We start from the raw sequence: 13,953 nt of genomic DNA on the forward strand, positions 1-13,953 counted from the left end.
TTAGAAGCCGAATCTATTGGCTCTGGCATCTTCGTCAGTATAATGTGGATTTGTCATGCAGAGGTCAACGCTAGATTAAGGTTTTATGTAGAGGAGGGCTCGACTTAATGAAATATTTACATTTGCTATATTTGTTGAAACGTGGGCTTGGAGCTTTTAGTGAAGGGGGACGGTTTTTAGTCAATGATCAAGAAACAGTAAAAGACCCGTTGAGCCAAGGCCCCACGAGTCGTAAACAATGTCCAAAGTGATCCTTTTTTGGAGGATCAGATATCATCACCATGCCAGCTTTCATTTCAATTATCCACCAAAAAAATGGGTCTGAAGCCCCGTCACTCCAGGCTTCACACGAAACAACCCGCCAGCATGGGGCTGCTTCGCCAAAAATTCCGCAGTTTGGCGAACGCTGGCTGTTGTGATATACAGCTCATCGAGATTAGCCCCGCCGAAGGTGCAGGATGAGACCTGTGCTACAGGCACCGGAATCGTCGCCAGCAGCTCGCCGGTATGCGGGTTCCAGCGTGAAACCTGCCAGCCCCCCCATTGCGCTACCCATAACATCCCTTCGGCATCAATGGTCATCCCATCGGGATACCCTCCATCCTCGGCTATCGTTATAATGGTGCGGAGCTGGCTTAAAGCTCCCGTTTCCATATCGAAATCGTAGGCGACCACTCGCTTGGTCGGCGAGTCGATATAATACATCGTCCGTCCGTCGGGGCTCCAGGCTAGACCATTGGACACGATCACGCCATCGACCATTTTGCGAACGGAATGGTCAGAACCCAGGCAATACAACGAGCCGATGGTATCGACCTCCTGGGTGCTCGTTGTGCCAGCCCAGAAGCGCCCGACCGGGTCACATTTGCCATCATTAAAACGATTATCAGGCAAATGGTCCTCCGGATCGCTGATTAATGTCAGCTGCTCTGTCTCCAGATCAAGCAGGTAGAAGCCATGCTGCAAGGCGGCCACAAGACCACCGGATTGCCTCGGCACGACGGCTCCGACCATTTGATCCAGCTGGATCGTCCGATCCTCCACAGTTTGCGGGTTAAACACCCGAATCTGTTTGTCTACAATATTGACCCAATACAGCAGCCCACTCCCGTGATCCCAGCAAGGACCCTCGCCTAATGCTGCGTGAGCGTCTAAAACCAATTCTACGTGCAAATCATTCAACAAGTTCTCCTCCAATCCGCCTATGCAGATATTTTTGTACTAAGAAATAAACGAGCCGATTCGATATATGACAGATAAGCCTGTTAACCAGCACCTGATGATGTGAATTCTATGAGGCTTAAGAGCCGTATGCACAATCAAATTCGATAATATTTTTGTCTAGGTCCAAAATGTAAATCTGCGCGAAGCCAGCAAGGCTATTCGGTCTCGCCTCATAAGGAATCGATGCGTCTTCCAGTGCTTGAATCGTATTGGCGTAGCTTTTGACCCAGATGGCAAAATGCCCGTCTGTAGAATCGATTTCACTCTCCCGCAGTGTTTCTCCCACCGGGAACTCCAATAAGTGAAGCTGCTGGCTGCCTATAGCGTACCAAGTTCCTTTGGAGGCAAATGGCGGCCGCTCAATTTCTTGAAATCCAAGCTTTTCGCTATAAAATGCTTTGGCCTGTGCTAAATCTCGGACTGCAAGGCTTACGTGGTGAATGCTTTCAAATTCGATCATCTTAGTTCCTCCAAGTATCCATAGTGAAGTGAAACATTTTTTTGAATACAACATATGGCAAAACGGCTTCACGAAAACGGCAATCGGCATTATCCCAATCTCCACGATCATAGAGCCTAAAGCGCAGAAAATCAACTCATTTCGAGCGACTTACCAGGCATCCAGTCCGAGCAGCTTTCTACCAAGCGGAGTGAGCTTGAGATCCTCAGGCGTATGGTTCAGCTCCCAGCCGCGGGCGGTCAGACAAATTCTGCCGATACCATGGGCAACAAGCACATCCCATACAGCAGGATCGCCTTATTTATATCTGGAATGTTTAGATGCTTCTTTTTAAGGTTAATCATTTTTGTATTCATTGATAATTAATTGGAGGATCATACAGCTATGCAAACACAAACTGACTATATTCTAATCATCCATACAGGTAATGATCTATTAATAGAAGAAGATATTGATGGACATTTCGATATTGATAGTTATATGAAGGAAATGCAAGTGCAATTTCATGAATATGAGCTTATCACGAAGCATGAATTCAATAAACGTTTGGATCAAATGCTGGGCGAATATTAACAGCTGGATAAGCCTTCTAAGGTTTGACGAGTTCCTTCCAAAAGGCGTAATATAGGAGAAGCCGGATTTCGGCGAGCTTTATTCGCCCGGAGGGAGAGCGGAAGCCATCATTCGTTATTGGTTAACAGGCCTGCTTATAGCTGTCATAGGCCTTACGGTTTTTCAAGCATTCGACAAGCGTGACGCTTCCTATACGGATCAGGTTGCTGTGCTCATGTACCATCACATAGCTGAAGATGATAGGAGCTCGAGCACGATTACCTCCCAGTTGTTCAGGGAGCAGCTTACGTATTTGCGCAGTAAAGGGTATCATTTTATTACACTCGATGAACTTAAAAAGTTTCTCGCCGGTGCTGCGGTTCCCGATAAAGCGGTGCTGGTCACCTTTGACGATGGGTACGAAAGCTTTTATACGCTGGGCTTTCCGATCCTGAAGGAGCTGCAAATACCAGCCGTCAACTTTATTATTACGGAAACGCTTGACCATCCGCAGGAGGATACACCTCCCAAGCTGTCGCGGGAGCAGATCATAGCTATGACCTCCACCTCCGATTTGGTCGATGCGGAGTGCCATACCCATGCCTTTCATGGAAAACGTGAGAATGGCAAAGCGTATTTGCTCCAGGAAACGGATGAAACTGACCAGCAATATGTGGACAGGATTGTCGCAGATACCCAAGCTTGCGCTGCTAATGTGGAGCAGATTGATCTAATTCCTGTCGATTCTCTGGCCTACCCGTTTGGTACGTCCGATAAAAATACGAACCAAGCTATGCAAATCGCTGGCATCCACTATGCGTTTACGATCCAGCCCTTGATGGCGACGCGTGGCGTCGATCCCTTACATATTCCGCGTATTAACGCGGGTGCTCCCCAGGTTACACCTGAAGGGCTCGATGCACAAATCCGCCAAAAAATTATCGCCGTACGCAAATAAAATAGGTAATCAACAATAAACGGCCCTGACCATCAGGGGCGTTTATTGTTGATTGAGAAAAGCAAGAAACAGATATTGTATTAAGTGTACTACTTGTAATTTCCCATTCCATCACCAAATAACGGCTAAACACTACAGTTGTATGGCTGATGAGCATATCGAAGGAACGCCCTTAAACTCCGTACCCAGCTGCCAAAATAAATCTTCGTATGATTGCCAGTGTGCTTCATGGTCTACCAAGGAGGCTGTAGATAAAATGAAATCCATTCATAAATAATAGCCTCCCCTCCCTATTCATCATGTCGTCATGATCTATTTAATGATAATTCCACATTGGATTCAGTCTGCAACGAACTCCAGTATTCTGTTGCGGCGGATCTTTTAATGCAGATTAAAATTAGCAAGTTTACTTTGCATAGCCTCGGCAAGCTCGGCAAGGGATTTTGCTGAATTCGTAACGTCCTCCATTGTCGCAAGCTGCTCCTGACTCGCCGCTGCTGTTTCCTGACTCGCTGAAGCACCCTTTTGCGTCACTCCACTTACAGCGTCCATTGCCGCGACAATTCCCTCGCTGCCTTCTGATATTTCGCGGATCGACCCGGAAACCTCCTGCACACTTTGCATCACATTGACAACGGAACGATCGATCAAGGCAAACGTGGAATGAACGCTTTTGGACAGCTCAATGCCTGTATGCACGTTCTGTACCCCTGCAACCATGGATTGTGCTGCCTCGGTTGTTCCTCTGCGGATCATGCTGACCAAGTTGCTGATTTGCTTCGAAGAATCGGATGATTGTTCAGCCAGCTTACGAATTTCTGCAGCAACTACCGAAAATCCCAATCCGCTTGCTCCCGCACGAGCTGCTTCGATCGTTGCATTCAACGCCAGCAAATTTGTTTGAGTCGCAACATCGTTAATCAAGCGGATGATTTCACCAATCTGCTGTGAATGGCTTCCAAGCTCGGTAATGATGCGGCTTGTATTCTCAGAAGAGCCGGAAATCTCATGCATTTGGTTCATGACACGCTGCACCGATTCAGCTCCCAGCCTCGAGGATTCGGCCGCTTCTGCTGTGCATCTTGCCATTTCCTCAGCTTGCGTATCCATCCTCCCTATATGTACATTCATCACGGCGAGGGCGTCAGTCGTCATAGCCACGCTGCGTACCTGCTCCTCCAGGCCGAAGCTCAATTCGGAGGTTGCAGCAGCAATTACTTCCGAGGCCCGGGAGGTTTGTTCTGCACTTGCCATCAACTGCTCAGCACTTGCGGCAAGCGTCAGAGAGTTGTCATTCACCTGTGCCACAAGATCGCGAATGGAATTTAGCATGCTATTGAAAGCATCCGTCATCTCCCCGAGCTCATCCTTCGAGCGGTATGTTCCTCTGACATTCATATTTCCTCCGGAAGCTTGTATCATCAATTGCTTGATTTCAGTTAACGGTCGTGTGATCATTCCACTGATCATTAGAATCAACAATCCAAGCAGAATGATGGAAAGCACAATGAGGCCGATCATCGTCAGGCTTGCGCTGGAACCAGCGTTCTCATTTTGCTGCTTCAGCTGTTGGGCAGTTTCGTCATAGCTATTCAGGATATCTGTCAAAAGCTGATTGATTTCGATCTGGATAGGCTCCACCGAAGAGAGGTATAAGGCATACGCCTCCTTGTTCTGATTCTGTGTCGACAACCAGCGAACCTCACCTTGCACACCCATATACTCAAGACGGAGCTTGTTGTACTGGACTAATTTCTCTGCTTGGAAAGCATTCTGACTCGATTCCTTCAGCAGGTTATAGAGATCCGTGACCTGATTTGTACGATTATTACTGAGATCCTCCAGTTTCATTTTGCGATCAGTATCTGTCGAAATGATGGTATCAAATGCAGAAGCCTGAATTTCAAAGTTCGTCGCGCGAATCTGATTTACCCATTCCATCGGCAGCAAAATCTCCGAATACATGCGCTCCGAATTTTTCTGCACCATGTTCAAATACAGATACCCGGTCAATCCAATAACCAGCAGAAAAAACAAAGAAACGGCTAATAAAATAATCATTTTTCTTCGGATCGACAAGTTGCGTAAAATATGAATGATAATACTTCCTTCCCACATTGAATTCAGTTGAATTAAGACGACACTCACTTCATAAATCCCAAAACCAAAGCAGAAAACCCGAATTATTGTATTCTTCAAGGGCCATGCCGAATGATCATGTTACCACCTCCTTTAAGTTGTGTGACTTATGTTAACTAAATGTCATATTATATTACATTTAAGTATATATCAATGAAAATTATTCGAAAATAATATAATTTTATTATAAATTGTTAAGAAATTGATGTATTATGTGCCCGATTCGATAAGTATGTTTCAATAGCTACAGCGTCAAGGAACTTGTCCGGCTGCATCAGTGCATGTATACGCAGTTCGACCAGCAGGTCTTTTATCAATGGTTGGATCGCTTCCAACTCCCGGCTAACCGAACTCTACGTTCGTTTTCCAAGGGGATGAAGGCGCTGCTGCTTATCGTATTGGCGCTTTCCACGCAAGCGAGGCTGATTTTACTGGACGAGCCTATCAACGGCTTGTATTATCGTGATGGCGGCGGTGGTATCGGCAGCTATTGCGTATGGCGTGATGGGAAAAATGCTGGGCAGTAAGCGACTCATTTTTATAACTTATAACAAATACAAAAGGGCTTTCCCAAAGGTCATTACATGACTATGGGAGAGCCCTTGTTTTTGTTTTCAGTTTAAGCCGATAGTTTCGTTGCCCCCGCCTCAAATTGAATCGAATCATACCCAAATAAATGGGGGTAAGCTTGGAATCGCAATATCTCGTTGATCCGATTGGGCAGTGGAGGATGCGTCGACATCAAGCGGTACCACCCAATGAAAAAGCCACGCTCATGATAGCTTTGTTCCAAATAATCAGGGATGTTTACCTGGGAGAACAGCTTTTTCCCCACAGCTAAGATCGTAAGCCCACGGATTGCCGCTTGCGCATCCCCGATATAGGCCGTAGCGATTCGGTCGCACGTAAATTCGCAAGATCTGGAGTAGGCATTCCCAAGAAAGGGAATCCACAATGCAGGCAAAATCAACAGTTGCTTCGTCATATGCTTTCGCTTGATATGAGCTAGCTCATGAGCCAAAACAAATGAAAGTTCTTTTTCGTTTCCCTGCTCGATCAATTCGAATATTTCAGAATACAGCACGACAAAGTTACGACCAAAAAAACGCGTGGCAAAGGCATTTAACACACCACCAGATTGAATAATGAATACATCGGGTACCTGAACAATATCCATCTGTCTACATAGTATTTGCACTTGCTCGTATACCTCTGGAAACTGCCGTTCGGTCAGCTTCACACCTGAGCTGCGAATCCCCGCAACCATTAAACCGTGAAGAATCAGTGTGGCGATGATTCCGATGACAATGTAAATAATCCCGATCACAGAAACGATCAATGAAAGGTAAAATAACAAACTAATAACTAACGATAAGACATACCATGTTGTTTCATTTTCATGCACTAACCGAATATTCATTGCGAGATTTCATCCTCCCATTCTTGACCACTCCCCCTAATTTACCATATATTCGGCTTGTTGGAAATGAAAGGGGGGGATGGGGTGGTTGATTCCATTAATTAATATACATATCTTGGATGTATATAATTGTTTCCCAATAACAGGATAAGTTATGTGAAATAGCTGTGTTCTTTCTATTAATAACGTATGAGGTGCTCAGCCCTATAGTTGTAAATAACCTTGTAATTCTCTATACTTTTTGAAGAAAGCAAAACGGCTCCACCAGACGGTACAAGGTCGTTGGGGGTAATGATAACTATCGGGGCTTATCCTGTTAGGCTGAACATTTTTATAGGGGACTGTGAAATAAGGAGATGTTGTCATGGCTAACGTATTTGTGATTTCGGACCATCATTTTGGGCATAAGCATATTATCGATTTTGAATCCAGGCCGTTCAGCAATGCAGAGGAAATGACAGAGACGATGATTGAGAAGTGGAATGCCGTAGTTAACAAGGACGACAAGGTGTTCCATCTTGGGGATTTTTCTTTTTTGAATAAGGAAAAAACCGCCAGTATTGTTTCGAGACTGAACGGCTATAAATCCTTTATTATGGGCAACCATGACCGTGGACGGTCGAGGCGCTGGTGGCTGGACGCTGGCTTTGATGAGGTTAGCGAGCATGCTATCGTGTATGGCGGATTCTTTTTTCTGTCGCATGAACCGATGTATATGAATAAGCATATGCCTTATGTGAACATCCATGGGCATATTCACGGACAGAAATACGAAGGCAACCAATATATCAATGTTTCCGTAGAGCAATGGGATTATACGCCGGTTTCCTTTGAGCATATTAAGTCTATCGTTGTACCAAGTGAGGAGCAGTAGCAGCAGGTCGCAAGGTAGCCAGCAAGGGGAGCATAGAACGGCAAAAGTCCGTTTTCCTGGTTTATTCTGTCATACGGAACCGCTCCAAATGATCCCATAGCTGCTCCTGTATTAAAATTTCCTTCTGCTTGAGGCCGATCAGGTCAAAGTGGGGATAAGGTTTGCGATTATGGATATATGCCGGATTCAAACCATTGGCTAAGCACCAATCAGTCAGAGTAGCAAGGTTGGAGCACCCCACTTTAGTAACGGTAGTGAGGCCCGGAAAACGTAAATCGACCCAATAATGGGTTAGAAAAGCAATCTCTCCCCGTGTAACCGCCGCTTTCCATTGCTGAAGCTCTGCCCGTTTAATGCCAAATGCCATGATGGAACCTCCTTTTCACGAATACAGTAGCTTCTGCTTCAAAGGTACCATACATTCGCTATTTCTAAAATAGCTGGAGTAAGGAGCGGCGGGATGGAATTAACGTTAAATTTCTAAATCATGAATAATTTCCCAAGCTATAAACCAGAATAGGAGAGGTATTAGGAACCTTAACCATTCTGAGGAGGAAGCGACAACATGCAGAACATTATTCAGCAAGCCCGCCAATGCCAGCAAATCGTCCAGCAGCTTATCCAGCAAACGCAGCAATCGAACCAAACCTATCAAATCATGCTTCAGCAGGAGCAGCAAAATGCACAGCAGCTTGAGCAATTAGCACAGCGTGAGCGCCAAGCGGTACAAACGATCCAACATGCGTTGCAAAGCCATCATGTTGCTCTTCAACGGATGCAGGAATGCGCACAGCTTTGCTCGCAATTAGAGCAAGCGGTACAGCAAGTAACGAATGTGGCCTTCCAGGCACAAAACATAAGCCATCTACAAAGCTCTAACCATCCTATGTACCAGTAAGTGCGTGTGCAAGACATGCATAGCTACATATTTGTTTAAAAGCCCAATTGCCATTTGCCCCAAAAAGACTGTGCATCCTCAGAAAGTGGGGATTGCGCAGTCTTTTATTTGTGCGACATACGTTTCCCTGTAATACCGTTTTCAGCACACTTAAGAAAAATATAAACCCGATGTATCGGACTGGAAGCTCCGTTACCTAGTCTAAGGGTCTACAGGTTTTTAGGCTTAGGAAGCAGGAAGCGACCTCTCTAGCCAAGCTCCAGCTGCATGCCTGTTTGCGCCGGATTTACGCCGGCAGGGAGGTTGTAATTCTTAGTGATGTCAACTCCATGCGACATATGGGTGAACAAGGTAAGCTTAGGCTGCACGTGTGCAAGAAGCTCAAGCGCTTCGACCATGTCGTAGACAGACCGGGTCTCGAAATCAGCTTCTTCCTTATAGAAGTTGGTGCCGATCACGAGCAAATCAAGCCCGAATAGGGGCGCTTGCTGCTCCGCGCTAAGATTGATGGCATCGGGGCAATATGCAAACCGATAAGGTCTGCTGTCCTTGGCAAGCTTGATGTTATCAGCAAGCTTATCGAAGCGGTATGCGTAGGAGTAGCCGTTCTTACCGTGGAATACCTTCCAAGGCTGGATCTGCCAGGCACCCCACTGTAAGCCGCTGCTGCAATCGTGGTAAACCAGCTGGTTCTCCAGCCAAGGGAACATCTTGCGCAGCGTTGCCAGCACATCGGCCGGAGCGTAGACGTGACCGCTTTGTTGCTGCCAACGACAAGCATCTGCCCATTCCGGCAGTCCGGCAATATGGTCGAAATGAGCGTGGGTAATAAGTACATGGCCCAGCTTGCGCTTCTCGTAATGCTCCATTTGTGTTCGCCATTCCGGCCCGCAATCAATCAGTAGCTCGCCCTCGGAGGAGCTTAACAAGGCAGAGGAACGGTATCGCCGATTGCGCCCGCCAGTTCTCGCCTCCATACAAACCTCGCAGGAGCAATAGACTCTGGGGACTCCCATAGAATCTCCCGTACCCCATAACGTCAAGGTATCTTTCACTGTATCCACATTCTTTCCAGCTAGGTTTATGTAACTATAACGATGCGGTAGCCAATATAAGAAAAGACTTTGGGGCTCACTAAGTATAAAAGAGGCTCCATTCTTTATGTATATCTTATCAGAATTTGACGAATATGATAAGCAAAGAGTAGCTAGGTTTAACTACTAAATATTAGTACCTATATTTTGTTGCATAAAGAAAAACCAATGACTTTTGTCGAAAAAAGCTGTATATTTTAAGTGAGATGGACGAATATGAATACCCGAATTTCGGAAGATGAACTATTAAGATCGTTTTTTTTTGATTATTAATTTTTCTGCATTTTCCTATAAGGGTACTGTATGATTAATGGTATGAACGATTATGTAAAGGGGTTCGAAATGTGAATAGGCTTCATTTAGTAGCAACACTAGTAGCAACACGATTGAAAGCAGTAGTTATTGTCTCCTTTATTGCACTATTTGTTTTTGTACTTTCCAATCCTATTTATGCCCTGAATACAACCACGTCGACGATTTCCGGCTTTTCGGATACATCTGCCTACGGGGATTCTGTAACGTTTATGGCTACTGTATCGGATTTTGCATCAGGGGGGATTACGCCGAGTGGCACAGTAACCTTTAAGGACGGGAGTGCAGATCTGGGAAGTGCGACCTTGCAGAGCAACACGCCTTCGGTAGGTATTGCGCTCGCCAGTGAACATCCTCCCATGCCTGGAGATATGAAAGTGAGCTGTCATTCGGGACCGGGCAGTGAGGGATCAACGACCTGCCCTGTTCTGCAATGGGGCGATTATACGTACTGGGCACACAGCTATAATGATAATGGGGACGCTATGGGCATTGTTGCTTATGATAGCTCAGGCAATATCGTGAAGCAGTGGAAAAAAACAGGCGCCCGGTATTTGTGGCAGATTTCTGTTGATACGAGCGCCAAGACGATTACCTTTTGGGGACAAGGCAGCAGCTTTATCGTAGTACCTTGGGCCGACTTTGAGAATGCGACTGCCTCTGCCTCTGTGACAACATCAGCGTTAGCTCCTGGCGCGCATTCGATAACCGTCGAATATGCAGGGGATGATGACCATATGGGCAGTACGTCCGCCGCATACACACATATGGTGAACCCTATCATGTCCTTGGTAAGCGTAGCTTCCAGCAATAGCACAGTAGTGTATGGAGAAACCGTTACGCTTACGGCTACAGTCACGGTGCCAGGTGAAGTTCCCCCTATCGGGGCGTCCGGTCCTCCAAATGGGGATCCTCCTATCGGAATAGATGTGATACCCATTATTGGTCCGCCAATAGGAACGATTACGTTTAAGGAAGACGGCAATGTGTTAGGAATAACAAACGTATCACTAGGCCAAGCAACCTATTCGACTTCAATGCTGCCAGCAGGCGTGCATACGATAACCGCTGAATATTCAGGGGATGCGATTTTTTCGAGCAGCACCTCAAGCGCTATTTCTATACAAGTCGATCTGAGAAGTAATGCTGTTCTAAGCGGGCTTGAGCTGCAAGGAATGGCTCTGAATCAGCCTTACCAAGCAAGTACTTTGTCCTACACAGCTACAGTAAGCAACTTGGTTAATGCGGTAACGGTGCTTACTTCTTTAGAAGACGCCACTGCTTCTGTCCAAGTAAACGGGAACGTTGGCACGCTGTTAGCCAATGGGCAAATCAGCACACCGATCAACCTCGCCGTGGGTACAAATACATTGCAGATTATCGTGACCGCCCAGAATGGGACGACACAAACCGCTTATACGATTGTGGTGACACGTGCAGGATTGGATAACACCGACCTTAGCGGATTAGTGTTAAGTGGTAGCGGTGGCGGGTTATCTCCAGCTTTCAGCAGTGGCACACTGTTATACGCCTCTACGGTGTCTAATAGTGTTTATCAGGTAACGGTAACGCCTACAGCAACGGGTAATGGTTCAACGGTAAAGGTTAATGGCATTAGTGTAATTAGCGGGCAAGCGAGCATTCCGGTGAATCTCAATGTCGGGAGCAACCTTATTACAGTTGAAGTTACGGCTCAAGACGGTGTGAACAAAAAGACGTATTCCATACTTGTAACACGCTCCTCCGCAGAGAAATTGGGCGCTGCTCAGGCTCTTTTGAAAATTTCCTCGATGTATGACAGCAACCATGACGGGAAATTCGATGCTGAGGATGTTAGGGAGATTTTGCTCCAGATTGAGCCTGTTTTTGTAACCTCCTAATGGAAGTGGATAACTCCGGAAACTGGGCACGGTATTCAGTTGGTGTCATCTGGAGCTGCTGGCGAAATATTTTGCGAAAATAGGCGGCATCGTTATAACCGACCTCTCCGGATATTTCATTAATATTTTTCGGGGATTCGCGCAAGAGTCGTTGCGCCTGTAGAATGCGATGACGGGTCAGAAATTCATGGAAGCCTTCCCCACTTTCTTTTTTAAACAAATGGCTAAAGTAGGTGCTGTTAAGCCCAATATGCTGCGCCACATCAGTAATGCTGATTTCTTGGGCATAGTTTTTCTCGGCAAAACGTTTGGCCTTCTCGATCTCCTCCCTGGAACGGATGCCTTTGAATAAAAAGCGAATTTGCTCCTCCATCTGGATGGTGTAATCTTGATACCAATTAGTAATATCTTCAAGCGTCTCGAGCTGATGAATCGGCTCATAAGGGCTGACAGAGGGGATATCCTTGATCGTTCCTCCGTATTTTTTAAATAGCTGGAGCCAAGGGATGACAAGCTCCATAAACATGGCCTTAAAATCGCTTGGGGAGCAGCTTCTTGCCTGCCGTATCTCCTCAATAAAATCGATTGCTTGGGAACGGACGGACTCAAAGGAAAAGCTGTTCAGTTGCTCGATAAGGGCACACTCCTCCAATAACGAATGAAATGGAGGAGAGGAGGGGGCTGAAGCTGTAGAAGCAAGCTCCGAGTAAAAATGAACCGAGCCATGCCCATCGTAAAATTTGCCCTCCAATGCCGTGATGCTTTGATTATAGCAGGCATGGAAGTGCTGATAGCCATTCATGCGGCTGCTAATGCCGATCGAGACGGAATGGTTCAAGAACCGCAATAGCGCCTGTTGGATTTCCCGCGCCAGCAGCAGCGCGATTGTGTCATTCCAGCCCTCACCAACCGCACATACGGCCATATAGCCGTCTTCCTCTAATTCAACTACATCCGCTGCGGTTTCCCTGCCCAGCACTTCCTCTATAATATTAATAACCGAATATTTCAAGAGCTGACCCTGCAATTTGGGGTCATTTTTTTGCGTGCTATATCTTTGGTCGCCACGAAAGTATAGAATTTGATGCTTGCTGCCATAGATCTGGAGCTTAACTCCAGTTCCAGGTCTCAGCTTATCCTGGCGGTCACGGACGGCAATTCTGTAAAAGTTCTCTCTTAGCACCGCGAGCTCCGGCTTTGGCGCTTGGGCAATCGACTCATCATCCCTAATAAGAACCTTGTACATACGGGTCGTCCTCCTCTCCGATTGTGAGTGACAGTTATCCGCACACTAATACAAATTGAAGTTGGCGGTAATATACCCCATTTTCATGGAAATGCGGTCGGTCGCTTCGATTAATATCGAAGCCAGCTCCTGCTCCCGGCTAGGCAGCCTGATTTCGGACAAGGGTCCGGATAGGCTAATGCCCCCGAGCACTTTGCCTGAGCGCCCCCTTACAGGGGCGGCAATGCAGGCTCTTCCGAGAGCGAGCTCTTCAATCTCGGTGGCGTAGCCTTTTTTGCGTACCTGCTCAAGATGTTCCTCCAGTAGGGCAGGGTCGGTTATGGTTTTGTCCGTGAATGAAAGGAAGCTTTCTGTATAAATAAGCTCAGTTGCCTTATTCGGGTCCATATTGGCCAACAGTACCTTGCCGATGCCTGTACAATGGAGCGGATTTCTGCGGCCGATTAACGTGTACATCCGCGGTGCTTTATGGCTGTCAACATGCGCTAGGTAAAACATCTGATTTCCGTTAAGAATAGCCAGATTGGCGCCAAGCCCTAGCTCCCGTTCTAATTCATGAAGCTCGGGAAGTGCCTGCTTGCGAATTTCATAATGGTTGAGAGCAGTACCCCCAAGTGAAATGATTTCCGTTCCGAGCCTATAAAATCCGGTGAATTCATCCTTTTCTACATAACCGAGTGTCACCATCGTCGTCAGCAGACGGGAAACGTTGCTTTGTGTGAGCTCAAGCTTTTTGGCAAAATCAATGACTCGCAGCTCCGGTTGTTCATCTGTAAAGCACGATAAGATGCTGAGTGCCCGCGTAACGCTTTGCGTTAAAATAGCAGTAGGCTGTTCCTGTTTCATGACCATTCCCCCATGTTTAAGATGTGGAATCCAAAAAAAGTACTCTATTT

17 protein-coding genes are annotated in these 13,953 nt (G+C 46.4%); 7 read left to right on the forward strand and 10 right to left on the reverse strand.

Features of this window, described 5'->3' with window-relative positions:
• The first annotated feature begins 107 nt into the window (after positions 1-107).
• The gene (locus G9U52_RS18530; protein ID WP_166152120.1) at positions 108-251 is read left to right on the forward strand and encodes a hypothetical protein; all 144 of its coding nucleotides are present in this window, start codon (positions 108-110) and stop codon (positions 249-251) included.
• A 49-nt stretch (positions 252-300) separates the two neighbouring features.
• Here the strand turns inward: G9U52_RS18530 and G9U52_RS18535 are convergent, their stop codons facing one another.
• The 3 genes from G9U52_RS18535 to G9U52_RS40925 form a co-directional block, all read right to left on the reverse strand.
• Positions 301-1,182 (reverse strand): SMP-30/gluconolactonase/LRE family protein, encoded by an 882-nt coding sequence (locus G9U52_RS18535; protein WP_243767420.1) that lies wholly within the window; start codon positions 1,180-1,182, stop codon positions 301-303.
• Positions 1,183-1,300: 118 nt separating this feature from the next.
• Complete coding sequence (locus tag G9U52_RS18540; RefSeq protein WP_166152122.1) at positions 1,301-1,684, reverse strand: VOC family protein; 384 nt, start codon at positions 1,682-1,684, stop codon at positions 1,301-1,303.
• Positions 1,685-1,834: 150 nt separating this feature from the next.
• Complete coding sequence (locus G9U52_RS40925; protein WP_279538675.1) at positions 1,835-1,960, reverse strand: hypothetical protein; 126 nt, start codon at positions 1,958-1,960, stop codon at positions 1,835-1,837.
• Between the two features lie 108 nt (positions 1,961-2,068).
• On the opposite strand from G9U52_RS40925, the gene G9U52_RS18545 reads away from it, so the two are divergent.
• Both G9U52_RS18545 and G9U52_RS18550 read left to right on the forward strand, forming a co-directional pair.
• A complete protein-coding gene (locus G9U52_RS18545; RefSeq protein WP_166152123.1) occupies positions 2,069-2,257 on the forward strand; it encodes a hypothetical protein in 189 nt (62 codons plus the stop codon).
• Between the two features lie 214 nt (positions 2,258-2,471).
• Positions 2,472-3,194 (forward strand): polysaccharide deacetylase family protein, encoded by a 723-nt coding sequence (locus tag G9U52_RS18550; RefSeq protein ID WP_166152124.1) that lies wholly within the window; start codon positions 2,472-2,474, stop codon positions 3,192-3,194.
• Between the two features lie 132 nt (positions 3,195-3,326).
• Here the strand turns inward: G9U52_RS18550 and G9U52_RS40930 are convergent, their stop codons facing one another.
• Positions 3,327-3,461: a hypothetical protein gene (locus tag G9U52_RS40930; RefSeq protein ID WP_279538683.1), complete on the reverse strand. Its 135-nt coding sequence runs from the start codon at positions 3,459-3,461 to the stop codon at positions 3,327-3,329.
• A 114-nt stretch (positions 3,462-3,575) separates the two neighbouring features.
• Positions 3,576-5,393 (reverse strand): methyl-accepting chemotaxis protein, encoded by a 1,818-nt coding sequence (locus G9U52_RS18555; protein ID WP_207953057.1) that lies wholly within the window; start codon positions 5,391-5,393, stop codon positions 3,576-3,578.
• A 221-nt stretch (positions 5,394-5,614) separates the two neighbouring features.
• On the opposite strand from G9U52_RS18555, the gene G9U52_RS18560 reads away from it, so the two are divergent.
• The gene (locus G9U52_RS18560) at positions 5,615-5,860 is read left to right on the forward strand and encodes an ATP-binding cassette domain-containing protein (RefSeq protein WP_166152126.1); all 246 of its coding nucleotides are present in this window, start codon (positions 5,615-5,617) and stop codon (positions 5,858-5,860) included.
• A gap of 92 nt (positions 5,861-5,952) precedes the next feature.
• Here the strand turns inward: G9U52_RS18560 and G9U52_RS18565 are convergent, their stop codons facing one another.
• Positions 5,953-6,753 (reverse strand): M48 family metallopeptidase, encoded by an 801-nt coding sequence (locus tag G9U52_RS18565; RefSeq protein WP_166152127.1) that lies wholly within the window; start codon positions 6,751-6,753, stop codon positions 5,953-5,955.
• Between the two features lie 364 nt (positions 6,754-7,117).
• Between G9U52_RS18565 and G9U52_RS18570 the strand changes: the two genes are divergently transcribed.
• Positions 7,118-7,627: a metallophosphoesterase gene (locus G9U52_RS18570; protein WP_166152128.1), complete on the forward strand. Its 510-nt coding sequence runs from the start codon at positions 7,118-7,120 to the stop codon at positions 7,625-7,627.
• A 61-nt stretch (positions 7,628-7,688) separates the two neighbouring features.
• Here the strand turns inward: G9U52_RS18570 and G9U52_RS18575 are convergent, their stop codons facing one another.
• Positions 7,689-7,994 (reverse strand): hypothetical protein, encoded by a 306-nt coding sequence (locus G9U52_RS18575; protein ID WP_166152129.1) that lies wholly within the window; start codon positions 7,992-7,994, stop codon positions 7,689-7,691.
• Positions 7,995-8,192: 198 nt separating this feature from the next.
• Here G9U52_RS18575 and G9U52_RS18580 point away from each other — a divergent pair, with 198 nt between their 5' ends.
• Positions 8,193-8,525: a hypothetical protein gene (locus tag G9U52_RS18580; RefSeq protein WP_166152130.1), complete on the forward strand. Its 333-nt coding sequence runs from the start codon at positions 8,193-8,195 to the stop codon at positions 8,523-8,525.
• A 248-nt stretch (positions 8,526-8,773) separates the two neighbouring features.
• On the opposite strand, the gene G9U52_RS18585 is transcribed toward G9U52_RS18580, so the two are convergent.
• The gene (locus tag G9U52_RS18585; RefSeq protein ID WP_166152256.1) at positions 8,774-9,541 is read right to left on the reverse strand and encodes an MBL fold metallo-hydrolase; all 768 of its coding nucleotides are present in this window, start codon (positions 9,539-9,541) and stop codon (positions 8,774-8,776) included.
• A 422-nt stretch (positions 9,542-9,963) separates the two neighbouring features.
• Here G9U52_RS18585 and G9U52_RS41405 point away from each other — a divergent pair, with 422 nt between their 5' ends.
• Positions 9,964-11,811, forward strand: coding sequence for an Ig-like domain repeat protein (locus tag G9U52_RS41405; RefSeq protein WP_166152131.1), 1,848 nt, complete (start codon positions 9,964-9,966; stop codon positions 11,809-11,811).
• On the opposite strand, the gene G9U52_RS18595 is transcribed toward G9U52_RS41405, so the two are convergent.
• Entirely contained in the window at positions 11,765-13,057 is a 1,293-nt protein-coding gene (locus G9U52_RS18595) for a helix-turn-helix transcriptional regulator (protein ID WP_166152132.1), read from the reverse strand. The two genes, G9U52_RS41405 and G9U52_RS18595, sit on opposite strands and share 47 nt — an antisense overlap.
• A gap of 45 nt (positions 13,058-13,102) precedes the next feature.
• Positions 13,103-13,903 (reverse strand): IclR family transcriptional regulator, encoded by an 801-nt coding sequence (locus tag G9U52_RS18600; RefSeq protein ID WP_166152133.1) that lies wholly within the window; start codon positions 13,901-13,903, stop codon positions 13,103-13,105.
• Between the last annotated feature and the right edge of the window lie 50 nt (positions 13,904-13,953).

It is taken from the genome of Paenibacillus agricola, assembly GCF_011440305.1.
Taxonomy (GTDB): domain Bacteria; phylum Bacillota; class Bacilli; order Paenibacillales; family NBRC-103111; genus Paenibacillus_S; species Paenibacillus_S agricola.